Raw genomic sequence first — 23,598 nt, 5'->3', positions numbered from 1 at the left:
CGACCTCGGCCCTTGTAAACCCGTACAGGCCGCGACCGTGGTGCCACTCACCACGGTCGCGGTCTGTTTGTTGGCGACGGCTACCTGACCAGGCCCGCCAACTCAGGCCTTGCGGTGGCGGCCCTCACGTTGCTTCGCCGGACCTCGCGTCGTCCGCTGCGCAGAACGCCGTGGCCCCCGTCTCGCCGCCCTGCGCGTCCGCTGCAGTTCCCCCTCCGGAACGCCCGCCGGCCCGGTGTGCGGTCCGGTGTGCGATCCCGTGCGCAGCCCGGTGTGCGGCTCGGTGTGCGGCTCGGTGTGCGGCTCGTTCTCCGGTTCGGTCTTCGGCCAGTACTGCCCCTCGGCCGACGACGCGATTCGGGGCCGGACCGGTGTCGTGGGAAGCGAGCCTGGTGTTTCGGTGAGGCGCGGTTCGATCCCGGGTGCGGCCGTCGCCGACAACCCGGCCGCGGGATCCTCCCTGGCCAGCCGCCACAGGGCGGCGCAGCAACCCAGCACGAGGAACGTCAGGTTGGTGACCATCGGGAAACTCATTGCGTCGAACGTCCCGAACGAGAACGCCGCGACCGCCACCGTCGCCGCGAAGCACTGCGCCAGGTGGCGGACCTCGGGGTTGGTGCTGGCCCGCCGCGCGCCCCGTGCCAGCAGCCAGCCGGCCGCGAACAACGTCAGCAGCGCCGCGACACCGACCAGCCCGGTCTCGATCGCGGTGCCGAGGTACTGGTTGTCGAGGATGCGGTACGTCTGGGGCAGGTAGGTCCCGAGGCCGCGGCCGAACCACGGCTGGTGGGTCACCGACGCCAGCACGGCACCGTAGTCGTCGGTACGCGCGGTCGTGCTGGAGTCGTTCCCGATCGAGGTGACCAGGTTGCGGATGGTGCCCATCAGTCCGGGCACCACCGCCTGCATGGCAACGGTTCCACACCCCAGCACCATGAGCGCCACCACGCGCACCTTCCCGGGCCAGACCGGGACCATCACCACCGCGGCGACCACCATCCCCAGGATCGCCGAGCGGGACACCGTCATCGGAATCGTCGCCAGCAGGAGGAACACCTGCAGGCGGTGTCGCCACACGGTGCCGGGCCGGGCGTGCAGCAGACCGTGCACTGCCAGGGGTAGCAGCATCGTGAGCACCACGCCGAGCTCGATTGGGTGCGTCGCGGTCGCCATCGGCCGGTTGAACTCGTCTCGGCGCAGGACACTGGAGAAGTCGGCGTTCGCCGTCAGGCCGGGCACCGCGAGGTAACCCGCGATGTCGATCCCGGTGAAGAACTGCAGAAGTCCCAGCGTGGCCACGACCGACCCGCCGGTCACCAGCCGGTGCCGCAACACCTCCAGGCGTTCGAGCCGGGGAATGCCGTCGGCGGCCAGCAGTGCCAGGCCCGCCCAGCCCGCCGTGAGGATCAGCCCGCGGTCGGCGGCGTTCACCTCGAGGGCCGCCCTGGGCTCGACGTGCATGACCGCATAGCTGGCGAGCACCGAGACCACGAAGAACATCACGACCGTACGCAGAGGCTGCCGGCCCCGCACCGGTGTGGTGTTCGGCGTGATCAGCGCGCTGAGGTACCACAGCAGGCACGCCACGGCCATCAGCCCAGCAGGGGTTCCGGCCCCGCCGAGCGGGCCGACGACGTACCTGCTGGGAAGCAGCATGAGAATGGCGACGAAGACACTCAGCACCGTGACCGGGTCGATCCGGCCGTTCGCAGCCCGGGCCCTCCGGTCGACGCTGCCGCGCTCGGTGCCGTCCCGCTCGGTGCCGTCCCGCTCGGCGCCGTCCCGCTCGGCGCCGTCCCGGTCGGCATCCGGCCCGTGACCGGTCGGCGGGACGAAGAGCGGGCTGGTCACCGCCCGGCTCAAAGGTCCTGCTCCGGGGAACCGGTTCTTGGCGGAACGATCTGCGCCCGGCCCGTTCCTACGAGATGGTCGGCACGTGACCCGTGGTCGGCGCGCGGGCTGCGCGCGGGCTGGGTCGTGCGGTGGCTGCGCCTGGTGGGGTCGCCGTCGAGCGCGTCGGCGGGCCCCGCCGGGCGACTCCAGGCGTCGGGCGACTGAGCTTCTCCGGGCGCCGAGGACACCGGTGTACGGACGTCCACCGGTGTGCCGGGCGAAGCCTGTGGCCTGCGCCGCCGCCTGGCCGCCATCGCCTCCACCGACAACGGCGTCACGATCGTGGTGACCAGCCCCGCGAACAACGCCATCGCGAGCGTTCGGAGCTTGCCCCTGGCCTGCCGGGTGGGTGGTGCCGTGGACACGTCGGTGATCCGGATGCGCGCGTGGCTGTCCACCCCCTGCTCGGACTGGATCTGGGCCAGCCGCTGCACCACCAGTTCGTTGACGGCGGCCTGGGTGGCGCGGACGTTCGCCCGATCGGACCCGGTCACCACGATCGACAGGACCGGTCCGGTGGAGTCGAGCGGCCGCGCCACCTCGTACTCGGAGGTGAGTTTCCTGGCCTTCAACTGCTCGGCGACGCCCGGTGCCATCACCTCCCGGCCGACGACCTCGGCGGTGACCGCCAGGGAGGAGTCGAACAGCAGGTACGGGTTTCCGCCCGCCTGCTTGGACTGGAACTGTGAAGCCAGCAGCACGACCGAGGACTGCGCTTCGTAACTCCACGGAAGCACGACGTATCCGGCCGCCACCCCCGCGATCGTCAACAGCAGAAGCGGAACGGTCAGCATCCATCGTCGTAGCAGGATGTTCACCGAGTCGAGCAGATCCACCGGGCCCCCTAGTTGTTGCCCGTGTTGTCGATCCACCGACAAGATCGCGGGCCATCACCGATGATACGAAGTACGCGGTTCACAACTGGGCGAATAGGTAATTCCGGGTGTGAATCGTGGTCTTACGAACGGAGCCCTGGGGGGGCCATGACCTTGCGCGACATCTGGACGGCTGCGTTCCGCCGGCCCTTGCTGGCTCTTGCCGTGGCCGCTCTGTGCGGGCTGTGGAGCTTCCACCAACTCTCCGCACCGACGGTCTACGAGACGCGGGCCGTGGTCACCCTGCTCAGCCCGAAGGCCACGTTTCCTCGCAACGCCTACGCCGGCTTCACTCAGGGCCTGGTGATGCTCGCGGAGGCCTCCGCGCTGTCCGCTGCGAACCCCGCCACGCGCGCGCAGATCCGCCGGGCGGGTGGCACCGGTGACTACGCCGTGGTGATGGCCAACCGAGGCAACGAGGAGCTCCCGATCCACGACCAGCCCGACCTGTGGGTGTCGGCGCGATCCACCGACGCAGCCGAGGCCGAACGAACCCTCACCGCAGCGATGCGGGTGCTGCGTACGCAGCTCCGGGAGCGCCAGGAAGACGCCGGGGCCACCACCGCCTCACTGGTCACCTGGCGGGTGACCGGTGGCACCGGCGGCCCGGTGGCGTTGCATGGCAGCCGGAGCCGGCAGCTCGCCGGGCTGGGACTGATCAGCATCCTGGTCAGCACCTACACCGTCGTGCTCGCCGACCGGAGGAACCGGTGGTCGCCCCGGTCGCCCCGGTCGCCCCGGTCGATCTGGCCGTTCGGGTCGCCGGGCCGGTCAGGCGCCCGCACCGCAGCGCGTAGAAGTAACCGCAGCCACGCGACCGCGGGTTGAAGTAACCGCAGCTGTGTGACAGGCGCATAAAGTAACCGCAGCCACGCGACCAACGGGTTTAAGTAACGGTGACATCACGCCGACGGATTCCGGTCGGGCAATTATGGGGATCCTTTGCCGGCTGCTTTGCATTGCCGCGTGAATGGTCAAACCCCCGAGTACCTTGGAGCGACGCGTGATCTTCTGCAATCACGAGCACGGACCGCGCTCGACAACCCATTTCGACGGGGCGAGCGGCTCGTGATTGTCGGCATTTGGAAGGCGGTTCCCATGCGACACCCACTTCGCGTCACCCTACTTGTCCTGATTCTCTCGATGACAGTGGGGCTGGCCTTCCTCCTTGCGCCGCCACCCGCATCAGCCGACACTCTCTTCGGATCCCTCGTGCCGGTGACGGACGCAGATCCCGACACCGCCGCCGTCGAACTCGGCGTGCGCTTTTCGTCGTCAGTGCCGGGCACGATTACGGGAGTCCGCTTCTACAAGTCCACGGTCAACACGGGAACTCACGTCGGTTCGTTCTGGAACAGCGCCGGGCAGCGGCTCGCCCAGGCCACCTTCACCAACGAGACCGCCAGCGGCTGGCAGTCGGTCACCTTCACCACGCCTGTCGCCATCACCGCCGGTGCGCTTTACACCGCGTCCTACTTCGCGCCACGCGGTCGCTACGCCGCGACCGTCAACGGGTTCGCCACGCCGTACACAAGTGGGCGGCTGACCGTCCCCGCGGGCGGCGGCAGGTACAAGTACGGCGGTGGCTATCCGGTGGACAATTACCTGAACACCAACTATTTCGTCGACATCATGTTCACGCCGTCGTCGACACCATCGCCGACTCCGACTCCGACGCCGACTCCGACGCCGACAGTTCCCGGTGAGACGACGCTGGCACTTCCACCCATTCCGTGGGAAGGCGGGCCCGCGTACTGGAGGAACTTCCCGAAGGCCAACGCCGCCGGCTGGAGCAACCCGAGCTTCTTTCCCATCGTCGTCTGGTTCAACGGCATCAGCAGCAATGCAGAAGCCATCTACGACAAGAGCATCGGCATCAACTCCTACATCGGCATGTGGGAGGGCACGCCCTACAGCCTGTTCGCCGACAACGGGGTCTTCTGGCTGGGCGGGAAGCTGAACAGCAGCTTCAACGACACGAGCCGGAACTGGGTCGGTCAGTTCCTCGACGACGAGGTCGACGGCCGCTTCCCGCCGACGGAGGGCCTCGCGCTCCTCAAGTCGCTGAGTGACCAGGTGATCGGCACCGGGCGCTTCCGCTACGCCAACTTCACCCAGATGATCATCAGTAGCGACATGCCTGCGGCGACGGCCGCGCAGTACGTCAACCCGTACACCGATGTCGTCTCGGTCGACATGTACTTCTACACGGTTCCGTACTGCGACTGGCGGCCCTATCGGGACGTCTACATCACCCCGATCGACCAGGCTCACTGCCGGACCGCCTCCAGCTACGGCAAGACGGTGAAGTCACTTCGCATCCGGGACACCGCAGATGGCAGGCTCCAGCCGATGTGGCAGTTCGTCGAGAACCTCAACGGCGGCCCGGGCGGAGGGCCCTTCGTGGCCGACATAACGCCGGCCCAACTAAGGGCGGCTGTCATGAACTCGGTCATCAACGAGGCCCGTGGGATCGTCTACTTCAACCAGAGCTTCACCGGCCCCTGCCAGGGCAGTGCGATCTTCCGTCAGACACAGGTCAACCCGTCGTTCTGCGCCGCGCCCCAGGTCGATGCGGCAAGAATCGTGAACGGCCAGATCAAGGCCCTGGCCCCGGTGATCAACACTCAGTCCTACTCCTACTCGTTCGGCTCGGGACTGAACACCATGCTCAAGGCCTACAACGGGTCGGTCTACATCTTTGCGATGATCGACGGCAGTTCGAGTCCCGGTACCCGGACCTTCCAGCTGCCCGCCGAGGTGAAAGGCAGGACCATCACCGTACTGAACGAGAACCGCACGCTGACCGCGTCGTCCAGCGGGAGCTTCACCGACTCCTTCCCGGCGGAGACGACCTACCACATCTACAGACTCGCGAAATGACGATCCCGCACACAGGCGGGGCAGACCGACGCAGGGGGAAATGAAGAATGGTCGTGGAAACAGCCCGGATCGCGCACGCCGTGCTCACTCGGTTCAACCTACCTTCGGCCGGAATCGAGGGCACCGTGCGCGCCCGGGAGGGCTGGCTTCGATCGCGTCTGGAGTTGTTCGAGACCTACACACTGCCCGCGATGCGGGGGCAGATCGACCCGCCGGACACGTGGCTGATCTATTTCGACCCGGAGTCGCCCGACTGGTTGAAGAGCGCGATCGATCGACATGTCGCCGAGGGCCGGTACGTCGCGCTGTTCCGCGAGTCCGTTCCCAGCGAACAGCTCGCCAAGGACCTGGCGTCGCACCTGCCCGAAGCAACGATGCTGTTGACCACGAACCTCGACAACGACGACTCCATCGCCTACGACTTCGGCAAGCGCCTGCACCAACTTGCCCCGGTGTCCAGCGCACACGCGGTGTTCTTCCGCGACGGCCTCATTCGTGCCGGCGCGCGAACGTACCTGCGCAGGGACCCGGACAACGCCTTCTGTTCCGTCCTCGAACCATGGTCGCAGCAGCCGTCGACCTGCTGGCTGGACTGGCACAATCTGCTCAGCTCACGGATGCCCACGATCGTCCTGGACGGCGATCCGGCCTGGCTGCAGATGATCCACGACGGAAATGTCAGCAACCGGGTCCGCGGCCGGGTAGTGGATCCGACGCGGTTCCAGCCGTTGTTCGGTCACGGCCTGAGCGGAGCGCAGGCGCCCCGACTGCGCCGGAGGGCGGCGGACTTCGCGATTCACCGGCCCTTGCGCAACTCGCGCGACGCCGTTCGAACGCTGGGAAAGAAGATCGTCCTGCAGGCGGGGGGCAAAGAGCAGCTGGATCGCCTGAAGATGATGACAAGCCGACGGGCCAGATGATCCTGAATTGATGAGGACCTCCGGGTGAGGTGTGGAACTGCCTCGGCTGTCCGCACCGCCCCTGGAGGTCCTCGACGGGCATCGCGCGTGCTTGCCTGCGGCTGACCGCGCACGGCCGCCGGGGACAGTCAGCGAAGCGCGTCCAGCTCGTCGAAGGCGCGATGGCCGCGCTCGACCAGCCCTGGAACCGCGTCGTGGCGTCCGTGACGGATGGGAAACTCGAGGCTCACGAGGATCTTGGTCGCTGCGAGCACCGCCGCCCCCTCCCAGCCGGCGAGGTCGAGGATTCTCCTCCACAGCCGCCTTCGGACACCGTCCAGCGGATCCTGGAAGGATTGCCACACGAGGTCGATGAGATCAGTCGCTCGCGTGCCGCTACCGGCGTTCCCGATATCCACGACCGCCACCACGGCTCCGTCGCGGACCAGGACATTGCCGGGGTTGAGATCGGTATGAACCATGTCCGGTGCCTCTCGTGGTGGTGGGATTTCGGCACACACGAGCCGCAGGCGCTCGACCAAGGCCGACACCACCGAGGAGTACCCCGAAAGCCCGGCGACAGCCCTCGACAAACTCGGAGCCAGGTCTTGGCCGTGCTCCTGACCGGTGGCCAGCCGCCAGGCGTACGACCAGTGGTCGTAGGGCTCGGAGGCCTGGCCGGCCTGGAGTTCGATGATCTCCATCAGCTGCTCGACAAGGGATGAGGTCAGCTCTGGCACGGGAGCCGCGTCAACGAAGTCCATCAGATGCCACACATGACTGGCCGTGGCCCCCACTCCGAGCCAGGCCGGGGTGGGATAGCCGCGCCTACGCATGTGCTCGACCACTCTCTGCGCTCGCAACCACTCGTCCAGTTGGTTGGGGTGCCTTTGTGCCCGGGGCACTGCCTTGAGCACTGCAGGTGCCCTTCCGGCCAACTGGACGCGTATGGCACCCACATCGAGGCCGCCGGGTAGGCGACTGAGAAGAGTGACTTCCGCCCCGACCACCCTGGCCACGTCGTCCAGGACCTCGACCGGCAGCTCTTCGGGGCGGGCGCCCTGGTTCATCGACTCATAGGGGCGGCGGCAACGGCGGGAGCGCAGCACATGCACAGCACCTTACGGCCGCGGCGCGTTTCGACGTGACCCACCATGAGCCCCGCGACGTTCCCGGTCACAGCACTAGGCAGCAGCTACCCGCTGGGTGTCGTCCCGCTCCCACGACCGGTCCGGGCCTGCTGCCTGCGCGGGCTGGACGCGCGCCAGCAGGACGAACCCCGCGTAGGCAACGGCGTCGGCCAGCATTCCGAGGCCGCGCACGGAGGTCAGCAGGACTCGCAGGCCACCGACCTGGACCGACGACGCCTCGACGACGCCCGTCGCGGCCAGCTCGGCCGGCCCGCGGCGGACCCGGCGAAGTGTTCGCAGCAGCGCCCGCGCGGTCCGTGGACACCGCACTGCCGTGCCACCCGTCGTCCCGAAGGTGATCTCGGCTCGATCGAACTTGCTGTCGACGTAGACGTCGTCGGCCACGACGTCAGGGAACCGGCCGACCCGGGCATGCCCGGCCTCGGTCAGCGCGTATGCGCCTGCACCCCACAGGTGGGCCGACAGCTCCGGCATTCGTTCCCGGGCCCGGTAGTAGGCCCGGACGAGCGCGGTGCAGTCGTCGGTCAGATACCGGCTGCGCGGTCTGCCGGCCAGTGCACCGGGCTCGGTGAGTCGTTCGAGCAGCTCGGCCACCGCGTCGGTGCTGATGACGATGTCGGCGTCGAGATAGAGCCGGGGCCAAGCCGTTGCCGCCTGGTCCCCGGCGTTGAGCGCGGCTGTCTTCGAACCCTCGGACAGCTCGATCACCTCCACGCCCGGGATCGAGCGGACCAGTTCGGCCGTACGGTCCTTGCAGCCGTTCGGCACGACGATCACCTGCAGACCCCGGGACATCAACGGGCGCAGGGGTTCCAGGGTCCGCAGGATGTTCGACTCCTCGTCGTGCGCGGGGATGATCACAACTCCCCGCGCCGTACGGCTCACCGTCCGGCTCACTGTCCACCTCCCCGGATGTCGCCGACGAGGCCGGGCCAGGACGAACGGTCGAGCAGATACCGCAGCGACGTCCGGTGCCGGCTCTGCGAGAGCCGGAGCAGCGACGCCAGGACCAGGGTCGCGCGAAACGCCGTCGCCGGCGCCGCACCGTGCCAGGCCTCGTAGTAGCGCACCTTGTTCACGGCGAGGAGAGCCTCGAGCCGGTCCGAGGCACCCGAGCCGCCGCGCCTGTGCTGCATCGTGGCGTCCGGCTCGAACCACACCTCCGCACCCAGTTCGCGAACCCGGCGGAGGAAGTCGACCTCCTCGGAGTACAGGAAGTACGACTCGTCCCAGCTGCCGACCCTCCACGCCAGGTCGGCGTCGACGAGCATCGCCGCACCGGTGCCCCAGTCGATCGCGTGCGGCTGCCGGTACCGGCGCGGATCGAGCTCGATCTCGCTGAACAGTCCGGACCGCCCGCGCAGCCGCTCCCCGAACAGGCTGTCACCCACCACGCGCGCCAGCGAGGGCTCGCGACGGATCGAGGCGTAGAGCTCCCCGTTCGCCTCGAGCAGCCGCGGCAGTACGACACCGACACCCGGACGAGCGAGCCGATCACGAAGCGTACGTACCGATTCGGGCGCCAGCTCCAGGTCCGGATTGACGACGAGTACGGCATCGGAGGGCCGGGCGTACTTCAGCGCGACGTTGATCCCGCCCGCGTAACCGAGGTTCGCGCCGGTGGGAACCGCAATCACGTCCGGGTGCCGGCTGAGCCGGTCCAGCGTGTCGTCGGTCGAGGCGTTGTCGACCACGATCATCCGCATCGACTGGTCGTCGAGCTGGCGGCGTACGGAACTGATCAGCGGCTCGATGTCGTCCGCACTGTTGTGCGTCACGGCGATCACGGCGACGTCCACGTGCGAATGCGCCGGTGCGAACTCCCCGGTCGGCACCGTTCGCGGCAGCACCGGGTGCTTGGACATCGCCGGCTCGGAGAAGTAGGTCGTGGCCATCTTCACGTAGCTGTCCCGTCGCAGGGACACATACGCAGGCGGCCCCTGGATCAGGTATCGCCGGGTCAGCCGACGCGGTTCGTTGGCCAGCCGCCAGGCCCACTCCAGGCCGTGGTCGGCGATCCAGTCCGGGGCCCGGTTGACCCGGCCGGCGAGGAAGTCGACCACGGCACCGAAGGCCAGGCAGACCGCGGCGCCCGAGGCGTGGGCGTGCGTGGCGATCCAGCGCTCCTGGCGTGGCTTGCCGAGACAGACAGCGAGGATGTCCACGCCGGCCGCCCGGATGTCGCGCGTCAGGGCGGCCGCGGCGTACTCGTCGTCGAGCTGACTCCGCGTCGGCGCCCAGTAACCTCCGACCCGCAGCGTCGGCCAGCGTTCGGCCATCACCGGCGCCAGGGCCTGGTGGGTTTCGGGCGAGCCGCCGAGGAAGCCGACCGAAAGCCCCTGCCGCTCGGCCTCGTCGAGCAACGGCCAGATCATGTCGCTGCCTGCGAGCCGCGGCCACGGCCGTCCGGTGAGCTCGCCGGCCCGGCGGACCAGCGGTGCCCCGTCCAGCAGGGTCAGCCACTCGACCCGGCCGTCGATCGACAGGTTGATCACACGTTGCCGCTGGCGCCGAGCGGAGGTACGGCCGGAACCGAAGTGATGCAGGTGGTCGAGATTCGCCGAGACGACGGCGAGCACTTCCTCGTGAGGAGTCATCGCGTGGTCGATGATCAGCGAGACCGCATCGTTCTCGTCCAGCAGGTCGGTGGTCACCCCGGCCAGCTGCACGCGCGGCCAGCTGCTCGGCAGCGGTCGCGATCCGTGCTCGACGCGGCGCGCCGTACGGATCTTCACACTCGGTTGTGCACCCATCGAAAACACCCGATCTCTGAGTTGCTCGAATTCCTGCTGCCCGGACCGAACGGTCGTCCGTGCTCTCTCCCGACCGCTGTGCCCACCGCCGGGCCGGCCGGTACGCCCGATACCGCAGGGAGTGGTCAGGCCGACGGGTTCGGCGCGGTGGCGCCGTCGCCCGAGTACCCGGTCGGCGGTCCGTCGAAGACCAGCGGACGCACCGGGGTGAGGAGGCTGGGAACTGCTCGGGACCTGCTGGGACCTACAAGGACTGTTCGGGGATCTCGACCCGTCACCTCGTCGGTAAGAGTGGCCCGAAGGGCTCGCGCACCAACGTAATGGGAACGTTCCCAGTCCGTGCGGGAACGACGAAAGATCGGCTGCCGTCGGGCGCTCGAAGCTGCTGTTCAGCTTCACGGACGAGACGACGGACGGCAGGACGCCTTGTCAACATGGGCCTGCGCGCCACCGGACGACGAGCCGACTCGCGGGCAACCGCTGGTGCCGGATGCTTCGCCCGGCGGCACTTTCGAAGTGAGGTCATAGCGCTCCCCCCAGATCGCTGAGGCGAGCATAAGCGAGAATTCGATCAGGGGAGGCGGAATCGGCACAAGATCGGAACTTGCTGACCTACTTCGACGATCTGGGCCGAATCACCTCGCGAAGCGCCTTGTGACACTAGGATTTCGCGGGTACTCCGACTGCCCGGAGCCACTGCGGCGCGGCCTGGACCATGCGCGCGACGTCGGCAACGTCGCGGCCGTCGGTGTCGACGCAGAAGTCGGCGATGTCGTCGCGTTCGAACTGTGCCGACAACTGCACGGCGCGTCGCGTGAGCTTGTCCAGGTCGGCTCCGTGCTCCCTCCCGCGGCGGACGATGCGAGCAGTCAGCTCCTGCTGACCTGCCCGCAACCGGCCCAGCACGGGAACGGCGTGCGGAACGGCGTCCGCGTACAACGCGAGATGGTCCCGCGACTCGATGACCCCGGCGGCGAGCACACATCGCGCTCCTGCGGCCTGGTAGTTGCGCCACACCGCGCCGAGGTTGCGGGCCTTCATCCGTTCGTTGTGGGGGTCGTCCTCGGGAACGGGCCAGCACGCGCCGAGCAGATCCAGGTCCACCAGCGCCGGATGGTCTCCGCTGTCGACCAGCTGCCCGAAGATCTCCCATGCCACCGTCGTCTTGCCCACGCCGGGAGGACCGGAGAGGAGCAGAATCGGCACCGCTTGAGCGCGCATGGCCACGACGTTATCCACTTGCCGCACCTCCGCACGATCCGTTTTCACCCTCCTCTCTCAGAGGGAGTGTCCGATCAACTGTGGATCCTGGTCTGGCATCACACCCGGACGGCAGCAGATGATCTTCCGCCGTTCTGACGGAGGGACCGGCGGTGCGACCCCCCACGGGCCGCACCGCCCGCACCCCTGCTCCCTCCCGTCGGCAGGTCAGCTTGCCCAGTCGGCGACCCTCGTGTCGGCGCGGAACCGCAGCGCCGGATCGACGTACCGGGCCTCGGCCACGTCGTACAACGCGTCCGTGGAGGCACGCTGGCCGGCGTACTCCCCCGCGAGTATCGCGATCTCCTCCTCGCTTGCCGGGAGTCCTGCCGCCGCCAACATCACCTTGACGTCGACGCGGCTGCCACCCACGACCTCGCCGGTGTTTTCGATCGAGTCCATCAGTCCACTCTCCGTTCGTTCAGGCAGTTCGCTCGGGAAGCACGGTCGCCGCCCACCCTCAGGCGGCAAGCGTCTCGGTCCGTGTGGGCGTCCGCAGGTGCCAGTCGGTGGACCGCTGGAACGCCGCGCCCACTTGCAGGATCCCGGCCTCGTCGAACGGCCGGCCGGCGAACTGCACCGACAGCGGCAGGCCGGTCGCGGTGAAGCCGAGGGGTGCGGCGAGCACCGGGTTGCCCACGCAGTCCCAGTACGGCGTGAAGATGTGCCCGAACATCGCCTCCACGTCGAGCCGGCCGCCCTCGTCGCCGAGGTCGTTGTATGCCGGAGCGCCGATCGCCGTCGTGGGCGCGGCCACCACGTCCACGTCGGTGAGCAGCCGTGCCAGGGCGTTCTGCGCCACTCGGCGTACCCGCTGCGCCTGCACGTAGTCCGCACCCGACACCAGCGCTCCCCTGGCGATCGTGCTCCGGGTGGAGGCGAAGTAGTCCGCCCAGCGGCCGGCGAGATCGTTGCGGTGATACGCGAGCGCCTCACAGCACATCGTGACCAGGTTGGCCGACAGCATCTCGTCCCAGTACGGCAGAACAACCTCGACCACCGTCGCGCCCAGACCGGAGAGCACGTCCAGCATCGCCTCGAACGCGCCCGCGAGCGCCGGGTCCGCCGAGTCCGGAAAGTGATGCACACGGTCCACACCGATACGCACACCGTCCAGGGCACCGCCGAGGCCATCCAGTTCTCCGAGGTCGCCGAGGTTCAGCGGCCGGTCGACACAGTCCGGGTCGGATGCGTGGTAACCCGCGATCACCTTCAGCACCGATGCGCAGTCCTCGGCGCTGCGCGCCAACGGCCCCACGTGGTCGAGGCTGTAGCCCAGCGGGACGCACCCGGACTTCGGCACCCGGCCGAACGTCGGCATCAGCCCGGTCACGCCGCAGAACGCGGCCGGGATACGGATACTGCCAGCGGTGTCCGTACCCAGCCCGGCCAGGAACGCGCCCGCGGCCACGCCGTTTCCCGTACCCGAGCTCGAGCCACCGGGCCAGGTACGCGGATCCCACGGGTTGCGGGGCACCGGAAAAGGCTTGGCCGGGTCGACCATGCCCACGGCGAACTCCATCGTGGTCACCTTGCCGGTGATCACCGCGCCGGCGGCCTTGAGCCGGGCGACGACGGGGGCGTCCCGCCCGGCACCCCAGGCCGGGTCGTGCACGAGACTCTGCGCCGTCGTCGGTCCCTCGGCCATCGCCAAGATGTCCTTGACACCGAACGGCACGCCCTGCAAGGGCCCGCGGTCGACACCCGCCGCGAGATCCGCGTCGGCCCGGGCCGCGCTCTCCCTGGCCAGGTCGTCGAAGCGGGTGAGATAGATGCCCAGCTGTCCGTCCACCTCGTCCGCTCGGGCGATCGCGGCCTCGGTCAGCTCCGCACTGGTCACCGAACCCTCCCGCAGCGCACGTGCGGCGTCGGTGAGCGTCGTCGGCAGGTCGGTGCCGAGTTCCGCTGGTTGGGTCGACATGGGTGTCCTCCGGTTCGGATGTGACGAGAGTGGTTCAGGCTCGGCCGGCGCGGGAGAGGAACAGGAACCGGTCGCCTCTGGTGTGGATGAAGGCCAGGTCGAACGCCTGTCCGTCGCAGTCTCTGATCAGTTGCTCCATCGTCAGCAGCGGCGCGCCCACGCCGACCCCCACCGCTGGGGCGGTCACCTCGTCGGCGAGCGAGCAGCTGATGACGAACTCCGACTCCCCGAAGGCGATGCCGGCGTCTGCCAGCAGGGCGTACCAGTCGGAGACGAACGGCGTGACCCGGATCCGTTCGGCATACGGGAAGAGCACGTAATTGGTGGCGATCGCGCCAGGCTCCTCCCCGAGCAGCGCGATGTAGTCCAGGCGAAGGCACGGCGTACCCGGAGCAACCTCCAGCCGGGCGGCCACCGTGTCCGGAGCCGGAATCGTCGACACGTCCAGGACACGTGGGCGCATCCGCCGGTTGAAGATGCTTTCCTGCGTGGGTGTCCCGGCCCCATGCGCCTCGCTGAGCTGGGTCATCACCGCGTCCACCACGACGTAGGTGCCGACTCCCTGGGTGCGCGCGATCAGCCCCTCCGAGCGCAGCAGCCCCAGCGCCTGGCGGACCACCGCCCGCCCGACCTTGTGCCCTGCCATCAACGCGGCCTCGCCGGGAAGCTGGCCGTCGGGGTACGCATGCCGGAGAATCGCCGCGCGCAACAGGTCCCGCAGGCGCCGTACCTCGTGTTCTGGTGCGGACCCCCGACGATGTGGATACCGAGCCGCCGGCACGACACCAGAACCTACGAACGCCTGATGTACGCCGAATCTCGGCGCCGTCACCGCCCTGTTACACCGTTGACCGGGCTCGACCGCCGGGTCGGGGATCACGGTGGTCACGGGGCCACCTCGGTCGCCGTGACCGGGACCTGCCGGCCGGGCATCCCCAGCATCGTCGGGCCCGAGACAGGCCGCCACGCATTCGGCTTGCACTGGTCGTGGCAGGCACCCTCGGTGGAGCAGCACAGGGAGCAGATGGCGCCCTCGTGGAACGGGCAGGTCGCCATGTCCACGACGTCGTATGTGCCCTCGCACACCGCGCAGGTGAGCTCCGCGGTGCCCGCCGGGAGGTCGCTGGTACGGGCGACGTACCAGCGCCCCCTGGTGGCGGCCGCGACCACCGGCGGCAACCCGAAAGCCAGCACCAGCGCGAAGAACGGCGAGACAGCCTGTGCGAGCGTGCCGAACGCGCCGTAGTAGGCGGCCATCGCCACGCCTGCCGCGACCACCATGGATCCGAAGCCGACCGGGTTGACGTTGAACAGATGTGCCCGGTGGAACTCCACGTGTGGCGGGCTCAGTTTGAGCAACCGTTTGTTGACAACCAGGTCGGACACCATGGCCGCGATCCAGGCGATGCCGACGTTGGCGTACCACGCGAGCACCGTGACGATGTGGGTGAAGATGTTCACCTCCATCAGCACCAGCGCAAGGCCGACTTGCAGGAACACCCACGCCGCTCTGCCGGGATGGCGGTGCAGTAGCCGAGAGAAGAAGTTCGACCACGACAGCGAACCGGAGTAGGTGTTCATGATGTTGATCTTGACCTGGGAGAGCAGGACCAGGACGACCGCGAGTACGAGGGCCAGAGTGTGGTTGCCGGTCAGGCGTTCGTACACGACGGTGAACAGGTCGACGGGTACGGCCGCCTGCTCCGGGCCGATCCTGGTCTCGGCGTACCCCACCAGCAAGGTGGAGGCGAAGAAGACGACCACGAAGACCACCGACAGTCCCGGGCCACCGAACAACACGGCCAGCCGCCACGGCCAGCGCCGGCCCGGAGCGGGGTCGGGCATCAGCCGGAGGTAGTCGCCCTGCTCGCCCACCTGTGCGGCACCGGACAGGTTGGCCGCCGCGATGGCGAAGACCGCGATCAGGGAGATGCCCGCACCCGCGACCGGCAGGTGGGTGTTCGGGTGCACCATGTTGTGCACGCTGTCCGGCGCCGTCACCGCGGCCGCGATCGCCGCCACGACGAGGGCCACCCAAAGCGGCCAGGTCCATGCCTGGAACTTCGAGGTGAACGTCATGCCGTACAACGTCAGCGGAATCATCACCACCGACACGAGGACGTACGACAGGTGGATGTCGAGGTGGGTGGCGGCTGTGACCGCCTGCCCCATGATCGCGCCCTCGTAGGCCAGGAAGATCAGTGTGTACGTCGCATACACGAGGGACGTCAGGGTGGAGCCGAGGTAGCCGAACCCGGTTCCGCGCGTGAGCAGGTCGATGTCGAGGTGCTGCCGGGCGATGGCGAACGCCACCACCACCGTCAACGGGAACGTGCACGCCATCGCCACCAGGAAACCGATGAGCGCGTTGCCGAACCCGAACTCGTTGACGAACGCCGCGTCCAGCGCGTAGCCGGCCATCGCCGACATGCAGACGAGGCAGCTCAGGAAGACCATCCACGGTGACCACGAACGAAACGACTTCGGCGCGTAGCGCAGCGAGTAGTCCTCCATCGCAGGGTTGTTGGCGAGGTCCATGTGCCCTCCGGGTGCGGGATGTTGGTGCCCCGAACGCTAGGAAGCGCGGATTGCCGCTAGATCTCGCCGAGCTTTGGGCCTGGTTACGCCAGCGCTGTGACCTGTCGGCCGTTCCTGGCCTGGGACGATGCGGCACCGCCAGGCCGATACGCCGGATCGCGGGAGAGTTCGGCCGTCGCTGCTCCTCGGCTCCTCGGCTACTCGGCTACTACTGTGATGGACCTGCCGCCCCCGACGGGAGGACCCGCCATGAGCCACCGCGACGAGAGTCGTGCTCCTGCGAAGCCAGCGCGGCCGGCCCGGTTCGGTCCGATCCGTGAGATCCCACCGTCCGGCGTGTTGCGGGCGATGCCCACGTCCGCCGCGGTGACCAGGTGGCAGGTCGACCGGTTCGGCGGCGACGAGGAGCACTATCCCAACGGCGGCATCTGGCGGTTCACGGCGCACGCGCCGAGCGTCGGCACGTCCGGCACGTCCGGCACGACGTCGGCCGGCGGCAACCCCTTCGCCACGATGGTGAAGCGCACCGGGGCCGAACACCTCGGCACCGACCCAGTGTGGCGTGGCCGCCCAGAGCCGGAGGACCCGCAGTGGTGGGGACGGGAGGCGACGTTCTACGAGTCGGACCTCGCCACCTCCGGATGGACTTCCGGCGTACGAGCCGCGCGGTGCCATGCCGTCGACGACCACGACGGCTGCCGCGACGTGTGGCTGGAGACGGTGGACGTCCCGGCGAATATCGACGTCTGCGAACGCGCCGTGGCCGGTCTGGCCCGGTGGCAGCTCGCCACGGCCGGCGCGCGGCACCCGTGGCTGTCGGAGGACTGGATCCCCACCCACGTCCGCCGGCGTGGCCTGGACAACGCCCGCACGCTGGCCCATCCGGCCTGGCCGTCGGCGATCGAGCGTGGTCTGGACCCGTGCCTACGCGAGGCGGTCGCGGACCGGATCATCGACCCGGTGGAGATTCGTCAACTACTGCAGGGATTCCCCCCTCTCCTGACCCATTACGACTTCCACAATGCCAACATCGGCGCCGTCGGGGACGAGGTCGCGATCATCGACTGGGCGTACGTCGGCTGGGGGCCGGTCGGTCACGACGCGGGCCACCTGGCGGCGGACGTCGCGGATCGCGAGCTGCCCCCGGACAAGGTGTGGGACCTCCTGCGGTCGGCGTACTGCGACGCCCTGACCGAGGCGGGGTGGCCAGGTGACCTGGCAACGGTTCGTCGTTCCATGACCACGTCGAACGTCCTGCGCCTGGGCTGGCAGATCGACCACGTACTGAACATCATTGGCGACCTGCCCGACGAGGCGATTCCCTCGGTGAACGCCCGGCTTCGCTTCTTCGCCGAGCTGCAGTCCTCGCCGGAGATGGCGCGGTGAGCCGACGCAGCCGGCCGCCGCGGTGTGTCCCTCCGCTGTCAGCGACGAACGATCCCGGTCGACCGTCCAACGTGCCGTCGCAAGCCGTGGTTGACGACGCCTTGTCAAAGCGCCGTTGACAGGGGACGCGTCATGTTCAGGGACGTGTCACAGCCTGTCCTTGGCGTCCTTCGTCCCCACCACCATCACCAGCGCGGCGACGACAAGCGCCACGGTCATGAGGGTTCGGTGGTGCGCCTGGAATGCCCACAGCGCAAAGGCGAGAGTCGCGATCCAGTAGATTCCCCACCGTGTCATGTCAACTCCAGTGTTCATCTTCCTCGCATCGTGACACTGGGTGGGGACCGCCGCCACGTTTTTACCGAAGTACGGAGACACGGCGCGCTCCCCGCGATTTCGTCGGTCAGTTGCCACATGCCTGACCGCCCCGCGGTGCGGTCGGCCCTCTCTCGCAGCCTGTTGACAGCCTGGGACCTCGAGGCGTATACAACTGCCTAGTTGTACAACCGAACGGTTTATCGTCGACAGGAGTCCCATGCTGATGGATCTGATCGCCGCAGAGCGCGGTGCGCTGGCCGACGTCCTCGGCAAGCTCGACGCCGGTCAGTGGCGGGCACCGTCGCTGTGCACCGGGTGGACGGTGAGCCACGTGGTGGCCCATCTGACGATGCCGTTCCGGATCTCCGAGCAGGAGTTCACCGACGCGATGCGACGGGCAGGTGGCCGGTTCACGGTGGTGTCCGACGAGATCGCCGAACGCGACAGCCGGCTTCCGCCGGCGCAGTTGGCCGACGCGTTGCGCGACAACGTGCACACCAACTGGAGCCCGCCCGGCGGCGGGCTGGCGGGGGCGCTCAGCCACGACGTCATCCATGGCCTCGACATCGCCCGGCCGCTCGGCATCCAGTACCCCATTCCCGACGCCGCGCTCACGACGGTGCTCGACCTCCTCACCGGCCCCGAACACGCCGGCGCCGACGGAGCCAATCCGTTCGGCTTCCGGCTGGACGGCCGCCGCCTGTCGGCCACGGATCTGGACTGGTCGGCAGGGTCCGGTGAGACGGTGGCCGCGCCGGCCGGGGACCTGGTGCTCCTCGCGGCCGGCCGGCGACTGCCATGACGGCCACCGACGACCTGACGGCCACCTTCGCCGCGCTGGCGGACCCGACCAGGCGAGCCATTCTGAGCCGCCTTGCCGACGGGGAGGCCACGGTCAACCAGTTGGCCGAGCCCATCACCCTGACCCAGCAGGCGGTGTCCAAACACCTCAGGGTACTCGAGCAGGCCGGTCTCGTGTCGCGTACGCGGGTCGGGCAGTCCCGGCCGTGCCGGCTCGAACGCGACCGGTTCGACGCCGCGGCCGACTGGATCGACCGTCACCGCCGGATGTGGCGGGACCGCTACGACCGGCTCGACGAGCACCTCGCCGCGCTACGGGACGACAGCCAGGAGTCCGACACATGACCCGGCCCGGCGAGTTCACCTACCGGCGTGTCCACCGGGCCGGCAGGGAGCTTCTCTTCGACTGCATGACGAAACCCGAGCACCTGGCCCGGTTCTGGGGACCGGCCGGCACCTCCACGCCGGTCGACGGCATCACCGTCGACCTTCGCCCCGGTGGTGTGTTCGAGACGGTGATGGTCAACGACAGCGACGGCAGCCGCTACACGATGCGCGCCGTCTACGTCGAGGTGCGCCGGCCGGAGAAGCTGGTGTGGACCGAGCCCGACGTCGAGGGTGGCATGACGACCACGATCACCTTCGTCGAACTCGACGACGAACGGACCGAGGTCGTCACCCATCAGACCAACGTCCCGCCGATGTTCGGCCGGCCCGAAGCCAGGGACGGCTTCCTCACCAGCCTCGACCGCTTCTCGGCCTACGTCGAGACACTGTCCGGAGGTTCCTCCGGCTGACCACATCCGGTCTCGCCACCGGGCCGCCGATGAGCGTTCATCCCGACGTCGCCCCGCCGCGGCGAACGCGGGCGTCCACCGAGCACAACACCACCAGCGCACACCTGATGTGGGGCGACCACGCCACCGACGACCTGCTGATCGTCAACGGCGAGGAGATCACCACCCGGTCCGGGCACTGGGCGGCGATCGGCCTGCCTGGCGGCCAGTGGATCGACTGGCGCTACCGAGCGGGCGACCCGCAGGACTTCCGCAGGTTCGTGGACGAGGTGCACGCCAACGGCGGCCTGGTGACCGCGGCCCATCCGTTCGCCAGTTGCTTCGCGTGCAGCTACGAGTTCAGCTACGAGCTCGCCGACCTGGCCGAGGTGTGGAACGGCCCGTGGGACCTGGAGGACGACCGGTCGGTCGCGACCTGAGACGGCCTGCTGCGGACCGGGCGGTGGATCCCGGCCATCGGCGACTCCGACGCGCACAGCCGAACAACATCGTGGGCCTTCCGCACACCGTCGTACTCGCCGACAGTCTGCGTGCCCGCGACCTGCTCGCAGGGTTGAGGGCCGGCCGGTCGTACCTGGTCGAGTCCAAGGACGTCGAGGTGACCTTCACCGCGAAGGCGGATGGGCGTACGGCGAACATCGGCGGCCGGCTGCCCGTCGACATCGGAACGCCGGTGGCGGTGGAGGCAGGTGTTTCCGGAGCCCCGGGCACGACACTCACCCTCCACGACCAGAACGGCCCCAAGCGGACCCTGACCGTCCCGGACTCCGGCACCGCCACCCTCGCCTGGACGACGTACTCCCGTTACAGCCAATGGGTTCGGGTCGAGGTACGCCGAGCGTCCGGGGGCGTCAACACCACGGTGCCGAACGCCATGGTGGCGATGACCAACCCGATCTTCCACGGCAGGGACTGAGGGCTGGCCTGCTACGCATGGCTGCCTTGCATTCCGCTCGCGCAAGGCAGCCTTGCCTCCTGCGTGGTCGCCCAGCGTGCACCGGACGCCGGTCAGCCCTGCTCCGCGTCCAGGAACGCGAGGACGGTCGTGGCCCACAGCGGCGAGTCGACGATGTTGTAGTGGGTGAGCCCGGGCAGGATCGCCAGCGCGTGCCCGCCCTTCGGCCGCCCCTCCCCCATCCAGCCGCCGTCGCGCAGACCGCCGTCGAGGAGCTTGAACACCTCGACGTAGTGGCTCGGCGGGGCCATGTCGGCGTCACCGGCGACGAGCATCGTCGGCACCTGCAGACCGCGTACTTCCTCGGTGTAGTCGAAGTCCTGCGCCATCGCGACACCGATCTTGTCCAGCAGCCGGCCGAAGTCCTCAGGACGGGGCGCCACCCGCTGGTAGAGCTCGTACATCGGGGTGTCCTTCATGAACTCCGCCGCCGCCGCGTTGATCTGGCCCTGCTGGGCCAGCATCTCCGCCGGAACGGCGTCCCGGCGTACGTGCGCCGAGGTGGCGACCAGGCGGCCCACCTTGCCGGGGTACTTCGCGGCGGTGTGCAGGGCGACACCGCCACCGAGGGAGAAGCCCACGACGTCCGGGCGGTCCAGGCCGAGGTGGTCGATCAGGGCCGCGATGTCGTCGGCCATCAGCGGGATCTCCAGCGGCCGGTCGATGTCCGCCGTACGACCGTGCCCTTGCAGATCGGGAAGGATGACCTGGTGGTGCTCGGCGAGCGAGGGCAGGACCGACCCGAACATCTCGCCCGACCCGAGCCCGCCGTGCAGCAGGATCATCGGGCGTCCGGCCCCGTGTGTCTCGTAGTAGAGGTGGAGGCCGTTGACGTCGGCGTACTCACCCTTGCCGCTCGACTGGGAGGTCCATTCCGTGCTCACAGGTGTGCTCCTCACGCTTCCGTTGGGTCGGTTGCTTCTCAGTTGCTCATCAGACCGGGCACCCACCGCGAACTCATCGGTGAATCGCCGGACAGTTTCACCGATGTGTGAGGAGTTCGGGGAACGGCTGGGGCGTGGGCGGCTTCCTCGTGGCGAAGGGCCCGCCTACCCGCCCGAAGTCAGGCTGACCGCCGCTCGCTCCGGCGACCTGTGCGGCGCGCGCGCCAAAGGCTCCACGGCAGCACCAGCCCGACCGCGACCGGCATCACCCACCAGGCCGGTAGGCCCGAACGCGCGACCACGGCCGTCACCCCAAGCGCGATGACGACAGCCACCGCGACCCGCCAGTCGTCGCCGACCACGAAGTCGTACCAGAACGCGCCGAACGCTCGCAGTCGGCCGATCACGGCTCGCTCACCTCCGCCTGTGCGGTGACCGGAGCCGCGACCGGTCCGCCCACGGTGCGCATCACGAACACCAGCCCGATCGCTAAGACCGCCACTGCCGGTACGACGACAAGCAGGGCCGCGTCCTGGCCGGGCCAGCGCGCACCGGCCCCCTCGCTGCCCCAGAAGATTCCGAACGCCGTCAGCATCACGCCGACGGCGAACTTCAGGGTGTTCTCCGGAACCCGTGCGAGCGGGGCATGGACGGCGAAGCCTGCCCCGGCAACCACCACGATCGCCGACAACGCGGCCAGAGCGGCCAACGGAACGTCGTGCTGGTTGCTGCCGAACGTGACCGCGATGAACGCGACCTCCAGTCCCTCGAGCAGGACCCCCTTGAACGAAAGCGTGAACGCGTACCAGTCGCCGACCAGGCCACGCCGTTGAGCCTGCGCCGACCGGGCCGCCGCCAGTTCGGTCCGGAAGATGGCCGTCTCGTCGTGCAGTGCCTTGTGACCGCTGGCACGCAAGACCGCCTTGCGCAACCACTGCAGGCCGAACACCAGCAGCAGGCCGCCCACGACGAGGCGCAGCCCGGTCAGCGGGACCACGGACAAGGCCGGGCCGAGTACCGCGACCACGGCCGCCAGCACCACCAGAGCGGCGCCGACGCCGTAACCCGCCGATCTCCACTCCCTGGCCGTTCCCGCCGCCAACACGATCGTCAGGGCCTCGACGGCCTCGACCGCGCAGGCGAGAAACACCGCGAGGAAGAGGGCCCCACTCGTCACAGCGACCTCCGGCAGGTCGGCAACATTCACGCAGTACGCCGAGATCGTAGCTACGGTCAGCTTCGATCGGTGACGTGCCGAGTAAAGGTTTGTCCACGGTCAAGTCGGCCTTGGCAGGCTGGGCGCGCAGCCACCTCCCGTACGGATCCGGCATACGATCGGTTGTGGGTGACGAAACTGATGCGTTGCCCGGTTGCTGACGTCGGGAGGTCAGCATGCTTCTCGCAATAGTGCTTGTTGTCGCGTTTGCCCTGGTCGCGTTCTTCGCGAGCGCCCGGGTCGTACGCCAGATCGAGCGTGGTGTGGTCTTCCGGCTCGGCCGGGTGCTCTCCCCCGCACGGCAACCCGGCTTCACGATGATCATCCCGTTCGTCGACCGCATGCGGAAGGTCAACATCCAGGTCGCGACGATGCCGGTGCCCGCCCAGGAGGGGATCACCCGTGACAACGTGACCGTACGGGTGGACGCGGTGGTGTACTTCAACGTCGAGGACCCGATCCGGGCGACCGTGAACGTTCAGGACTACGACTTCGCCGTCTCCCAGGTCGCGCAGACCTCCCTGCGTTCGATCATCGGGAAGAGCGAGCTCGACGACCTGCTCTGCAACCGCGAACGCCTGAACGAGGGACTCGCGTTGATGATCGACAGCCCGTCGGTCGGGTGGGGAATCACCATCGACCGGGTGGAGATCAAGGACGTCGCGTTGCCGGAGACGATGAAGCGGTCCATGTCGCGGCAGGCCGAGGCCGAACGCGAGCGCCGTTCCAGGATCATCACCGCCGACGGAGAGTTCCAGGCGTCGAAGAAGCTCGCCTCGGCGGCCACGGAGATGGCGGACACGCCCGCGGCCCTGCAGCTGCGCCTGCTCCAGACCATCGTCGAGGTCGCCGCGGAGAAGAACTCGACCGTCGTCCTCCCCTTCCCCGTCGAGTTGCTGCGGTTCCTCGACACCGCGGCCGGCGGACTGGTCCAGCAGCTGTCGACCGCGACGTCGGCGCGCACCCCCGACAGTGACTCGGCCGAGGTCGAGTCGTCCGTTCCGTCCCGGCCGGCCGTGCCCCGCCAGACGCGTTCGGACGAGGTCGAGCGGCAACCTCACCGCTGAC

24 protein-coding genes are annotated in these 23,598 nt (G+C 68.7%); 10 read left to right on the top strand and 14 right to left on the bottom strand.

The window, feature by feature from the left end; translation table 11 throughout:
* Window positions 1–102 precede the first annotated feature (102 nt).
* Both ABZV93_RS00275 and ABZV93_RS00270 read right to left on the bottom strand, forming a co-directional pair.
* On the bottom strand, window positions 103–1,851 hold the full coding sequence (locus ABZV93_RS00275) for an O-antigen ligase family protein (protein ID WP_354927875.1): 1,749 nt from the start codon (window positions 1,849–1,851) through the stop codon (window positions 103–105).
* An 8-nt stretch (window positions 1,852–1,859) separates the two neighbouring features.
* Complete coding sequence (locus ABZV93_RS00270) at window positions 1,860–2,729, bottom strand: hypothetical protein (protein WP_354927872.1); 870 nt, start codon at window positions 2,727–2,729, stop codon at window positions 1,860–1,862.
* Between the two features lie 147 nt (window positions 2,730–2,876).
* On the opposite strand from ABZV93_RS00270, the gene ABZV93_RS00265 reads away from it, so the two are divergent.
* From ABZV93_RS00265 to ABZV93_RS00255, 3 genes are all read left to right on the top strand, one after another.
* Window positions 2,877–3,596, top strand: a complete 720-nt coding sequence (locus tag ABZV93_RS00265; RefSeq protein WP_354927869.1) for a hypothetical protein — start codon at window positions 2,877–2,879, stop codon at window positions 3,594–3,596.
* A gap of 138 nt (window positions 3,597–3,734) precedes the next feature.
* Window positions 3,735–5,651 carry a DUF4082 domain-containing protein gene (locus ABZV93_RS00260; protein WP_354927866.1) on the top strand — a complete coding sequence of 639 codons (1,917 nt, stop codon included), beginning with the start codon at window positions 3,735–3,737 and terminating at the stop codon, window positions 5,649–5,651.
* Between the two features lie 47 nt (window positions 5,652–5,698).
* A complete protein-coding gene (locus tag ABZV93_RS00255; RefSeq protein WP_354927863.1) occupies window positions 5,699–6,571 on the top strand; it encodes a glycosyltransferase in 873 nt (290 codons plus the stop codon).
* Between the two features lie 128 nt (window positions 6,572–6,699).
* On the opposite strand, the gene ABZV93_RS00250 is transcribed toward ABZV93_RS00255, so the two are convergent.
* The 8 genes from ABZV93_RS00250 to ABZV93_RS00215 all read right to left on the bottom strand — a co-directional run bounded on the left by ABZV93_RS00250 (window position 6,700) and on the right by ABZV93_RS00215 (window position 16,173).
* A complete protein-coding gene (locus ABZV93_RS00250) occupies window positions 6,700–7,620 on the bottom strand; it encodes an aminoglycoside phosphotransferase family protein (RefSeq protein ID WP_354927861.1) in 921 nt (306 codons plus the stop codon).
* Window positions 7,621–7,734: 114 nt separating this feature from the next.
* Window positions 7,735–8,598 carry a glycosyltransferase gene (locus ABZV93_RS00245; RefSeq protein WP_354927858.1) on the bottom strand — a complete coding sequence of 288 codons (864 nt, stop codon included), beginning with the start codon at window positions 8,596–8,598 and terminating at the stop codon, window positions 7,735–7,737.
* Window positions 8,595–10,454, bottom strand: coding sequence for a WecB/TagA/CpsF family glycosyltransferase (locus ABZV93_RS00240; RefSeq protein WP_354927855.1), 1,860 nt, complete (start codon window positions 10,452–10,454; stop codon window positions 8,595–8,597). The genes ABZV93_RS00245 and ABZV93_RS00240 overlap by 4 nt, the downstream gene beginning before the upstream one ends.
* Before the next feature lie 660 nt (window positions 10,455–11,114).
* The gene (locus ABZV93_RS00235) at window positions 11,115–11,675 is read right to left on the bottom strand and encodes a hypothetical protein (protein ID WP_354927852.1); all 561 of its coding nucleotides are present in this window, start codon (window positions 11,673–11,675) and stop codon (window positions 11,115–11,117) included.
* Between the two features lie 207 nt (window positions 11,676–11,882).
* Window positions 11,883–12,116: a hypothetical protein gene (locus ABZV93_RS00230; RefSeq protein WP_354927849.1), complete on the bottom strand. Its 234-nt coding sequence runs from the start codon at window positions 12,114–12,116 to the stop codon at window positions 11,883–11,885.
* Window positions 12,117–12,174: 58 nt separating this feature from the next.
* A complete protein-coding gene (locus ABZV93_RS00225) occupies window positions 12,175–13,635 on the bottom strand; it encodes an amidase (RefSeq protein ID WP_354927846.1) in 1,461 nt (486 codons plus the stop codon).
* Window positions 13,636–13,669: 34 nt separating this feature from the next.
* Window positions 13,670–14,416 carry a GntR family transcriptional regulator gene (locus ABZV93_RS00220; protein ID WP_354927843.1) on the bottom strand — a complete coding sequence of 249 codons (747 nt, stop codon included), beginning with the start codon at window positions 14,414–14,416 and terminating at the stop codon, window positions 13,670–13,672.
* Window positions 14,417–14,520: 104 nt separating this feature from the next.
* On the bottom strand, window positions 14,521–16,173 hold the full coding sequence (locus tag ABZV93_RS00215; protein ID WP_354927840.1) for a hypothetical protein: 1,653 nt from the start codon (window positions 16,171–16,173) through the stop codon (window positions 14,521–14,523).
* Between the two features lie 348 nt (window positions 16,174–16,521).
* Here ABZV93_RS00215 and ABZV93_RS00210 point away from each other — a divergent pair, with 348 nt between their 5' ends.
* Window positions 16,522–17,559: a phosphotransferase gene (locus ABZV93_RS00210; RefSeq protein WP_354927837.1), complete on the top strand. Its 1,038-nt coding sequence runs from the start codon at window positions 16,522–16,524 to the stop codon at window positions 17,557–17,559.
* A 147-nt stretch (window positions 17,560–17,706) separates the two neighbouring features.
* Here the strand turns inward: ABZV93_RS00210 and ABZV93_RS00205 are convergent, their stop codons facing one another.
* Window positions 17,707–17,856 (bottom strand): hypothetical protein, encoded by a 150-nt coding sequence (locus ABZV93_RS00205; protein ID WP_354927834.1) that lies wholly within the window; start codon window positions 17,854–17,856, stop codon window positions 17,707–17,709.
* A 238-nt stretch (window positions 17,857–18,094) separates the two neighbouring features.
* On the opposite strand from ABZV93_RS00205, the gene ABZV93_RS00200 reads away from it, so the two are divergent.
* The 5 genes from ABZV93_RS00200 to ABZV93_RS00180 are packed head-to-tail and all read left to right on the top strand — an operon-like array spanning window position 18,095 to window position 20,391.
* Window positions 18,095–18,679 carry a maleylpyruvate isomerase family mycothiol-dependent enzyme gene (locus ABZV93_RS00200; protein WP_354927831.1) on the top strand — a complete coding sequence of 195 codons (585 nt, stop codon included), beginning with the start codon at window positions 18,095–18,097 and terminating at the stop codon, window positions 18,677–18,679.
* Entirely contained in the window at window positions 18,676–19,023 is a 348-nt protein-coding gene (locus ABZV93_RS00195) for a metalloregulator ArsR/SmtB family transcription factor (protein WP_354927828.1), read from the top strand. Before ABZV93_RS00200 ends, ABZV93_RS00195 begins: the two co-directional genes overlap by 4 nt.
* Window positions 19,020–19,475: an SRPBCC domain-containing protein gene (locus ABZV93_RS00190; protein WP_354927825.1), complete on the top strand. Its 456-nt coding sequence runs from the start codon at window positions 19,020–19,022 to the stop codon at window positions 19,473–19,475. Before ABZV93_RS00195 ends, ABZV93_RS00190 begins: the two co-directional genes overlap by 4 nt.
* A 29-nt stretch (window positions 19,476–19,504) precedes the next feature.
* Window positions 19,505–19,894, top strand: coding sequence for a CehA/McbA family metallohydrolase (locus ABZV93_RS00185; RefSeq protein WP_354927822.1), 390 nt, complete (start codon window positions 19,505–19,507; stop codon window positions 19,892–19,894).
* A 23-nt stretch (window positions 19,895–19,917) separates the two neighbouring features.
* Window positions 19,918–20,391 carry a hypothetical protein gene (locus tag ABZV93_RS00180; RefSeq protein WP_354927819.1) on the top strand — a complete coding sequence of 158 codons (474 nt, stop codon included), beginning with the start codon at window positions 19,918–19,920 and terminating at the stop codon, window positions 20,389–20,391.
* A gap of 92 nt (window positions 20,392–20,483) precedes the next feature.
* Here the strand turns inward: ABZV93_RS00180 and ABZV93_RS00175 are convergent, their stop codons facing one another.
* From ABZV93_RS00175 to ABZV93_RS00165, 3 genes are all read right to left on the bottom strand, one after another.
* Window positions 20,484–21,314, bottom strand: a complete 831-nt coding sequence (locus ABZV93_RS00175; RefSeq protein ID WP_354927816.1) for an alpha/beta hydrolase — start codon at window positions 21,312–21,314, stop codon at window positions 20,484–20,486.
* Between the two features lie 179 nt (window positions 21,315–21,493).
* The gene (locus ABZV93_RS00170; protein WP_354927813.1) at window positions 21,494–21,721 is read right to left on the bottom strand and encodes a hypothetical protein; all 228 of its coding nucleotides are present in this window, start codon (window positions 21,719–21,721) and stop codon (window positions 21,494–21,496) included.
* The gene (locus ABZV93_RS00165) at window positions 21,718–22,491 is read right to left on the bottom strand and encodes a hypothetical protein (protein ID WP_354927810.1); all 774 of its coding nucleotides are present in this window, start codon (window positions 22,489–22,491) and stop codon (window positions 21,718–21,720) included. Before ABZV93_RS00165 ends, ABZV93_RS00170 begins: the two co-directional genes overlap by 4 nt.
* A gap of 215 nt (window positions 22,492–22,706) precedes the next feature.
* Here ABZV93_RS00165 and ABZV93_RS00160 point away from each other — a divergent pair, with 215 nt between their 5' ends.
* Window positions 22,707–23,597, top strand: a complete 891-nt coding sequence (locus ABZV93_RS00160; protein WP_354927807.1) for a slipin family protein — start codon at window positions 22,707–22,709, stop codon at window positions 23,595–23,597.
* The last annotated feature ends 1 nt before the right edge of the window (window position 23,598 follow it).

This window comes from Actinopolymorpha sp. NPDC004070, from assembly GCF_040610475.1.
GTDB lineage: Bacteria > Actinomycetota > Actinomycetes > Propionibacteriales > Actinopolymorphaceae > Actinopolymorpha.
The sequence above is the reverse complement of the archived record's forward strand: the minus strand, read 5'-3'. Positions and strand labels throughout refer to the sequence as shown.

What these genes read in the sequence shown, in the direction of transcription:
- ABZV93_RS00185 (WP_354927822.1), top strand. Translation starts at nt 19,505, where the DNA reads ATGAGCGTTCATCCCGACGTCGCCCCGCCGCGGCGAACGCGGGCGTCC.
- ABZV93_RS00215 (WP_354927840.1), bottom strand. Translation starts at nt 16,173, where the DNA reads ATGGACCTCGCCAACAACCCTGCGATGGAGGACTACTCGCTGCGCTAC.
- ABZV93_RS00235 (WP_354927852.1), bottom strand. Translation starts at nt 11,675, where the DNA reads ATGCGCGCTCAAGCGGTGCCGATTCTGCTCCTCTCCGGTCCTCCCGGC.
- ABZV93_RS00195 (WP_354927828.1), top strand. Translation starts at nt 18,676, where the DNA reads ATGACGGCCACCGACGACCTGACGGCCACCTTCGCCGCGCTGGCGGAC.
- ABZV93_RS00240 (WP_354927855.1), bottom strand. Translation starts at nt 10,454, where the DNA reads ATGGGTGCACAACCGAGTGTGAAGATCCGTACGGCGCGCCGCGTCGAG.
- ABZV93_RS00205 (WP_354927834.1), bottom strand. Translation starts at nt 17,856, where the DNA reads ATGACACGGTGGGGAATCTACTGGATCGCGACTCTCGCCTTTGCGCTG.
- ABZV93_RS00230 (WP_354927849.1), bottom strand. Translation starts at nt 12,116, where the DNA reads ATGGACTCGATCGAAAACACCGGCGAGGTCGTGGGTGGCAGCCGCGTC.
- ABZV93_RS00160 (WP_354927807.1), top strand. Translation starts at nt 22,707, where the DNA reads ATGCTTCTCGCAATAGTGCTTGTTGTCGCGTTTGCCCTGGTCGCGTTC.
- ABZV93_RS00210 (WP_354927837.1), top strand. Translation starts at nt 16,522, where the DNA reads ATGCCCACGTCCGCCGCGGTGACCAGGTGGCAGGTCGACCGGTTCGGC.
- ABZV93_RS00200 (WP_354927831.1), top strand. Translation starts at nt 18,095, where the DNA reads ATGCTGATGGATCTGATCGCCGCAGAGCGCGGTGCGCTGGCCGACGTC.
- ABZV93_RS00225 (WP_354927846.1), bottom strand. Translation starts at nt 13,635, where the DNA reads ATGTCGACCCAACCAGCGGAACTCGGCACCGACCTGCCGACGACGCTC.
- ABZV93_RS00255 (WP_354927863.1), top strand. Translation starts at nt 5,699, where the DNA reads ATGGTCGTGGAAACAGCCCGGATCGCGCACGCCGTGCTCACTCGGTTC.
- ABZV93_RS00250 (WP_354927861.1), bottom strand. Translation starts at nt 7,620, where the DNA reads ATGAACCAGGGCGCCCGCCCCGAAGAGCTGCCGGTCGAGGTCCTGGAC.
- ABZV93_RS00265 (WP_354927869.1), top strand. Translation starts at nt 2,877, where the DNA reads ATGACCTTGCGCGACATCTGGACGGCTGCGTTCCGCCGGCCCTTGCTG.
- ABZV93_RS00190 (WP_354927825.1), top strand. Translation starts at nt 19,020, where the DNA reads ATGACCCGGCCCGGCGAGTTCACCTACCGGCGTGTCCACCGGGCCGGC.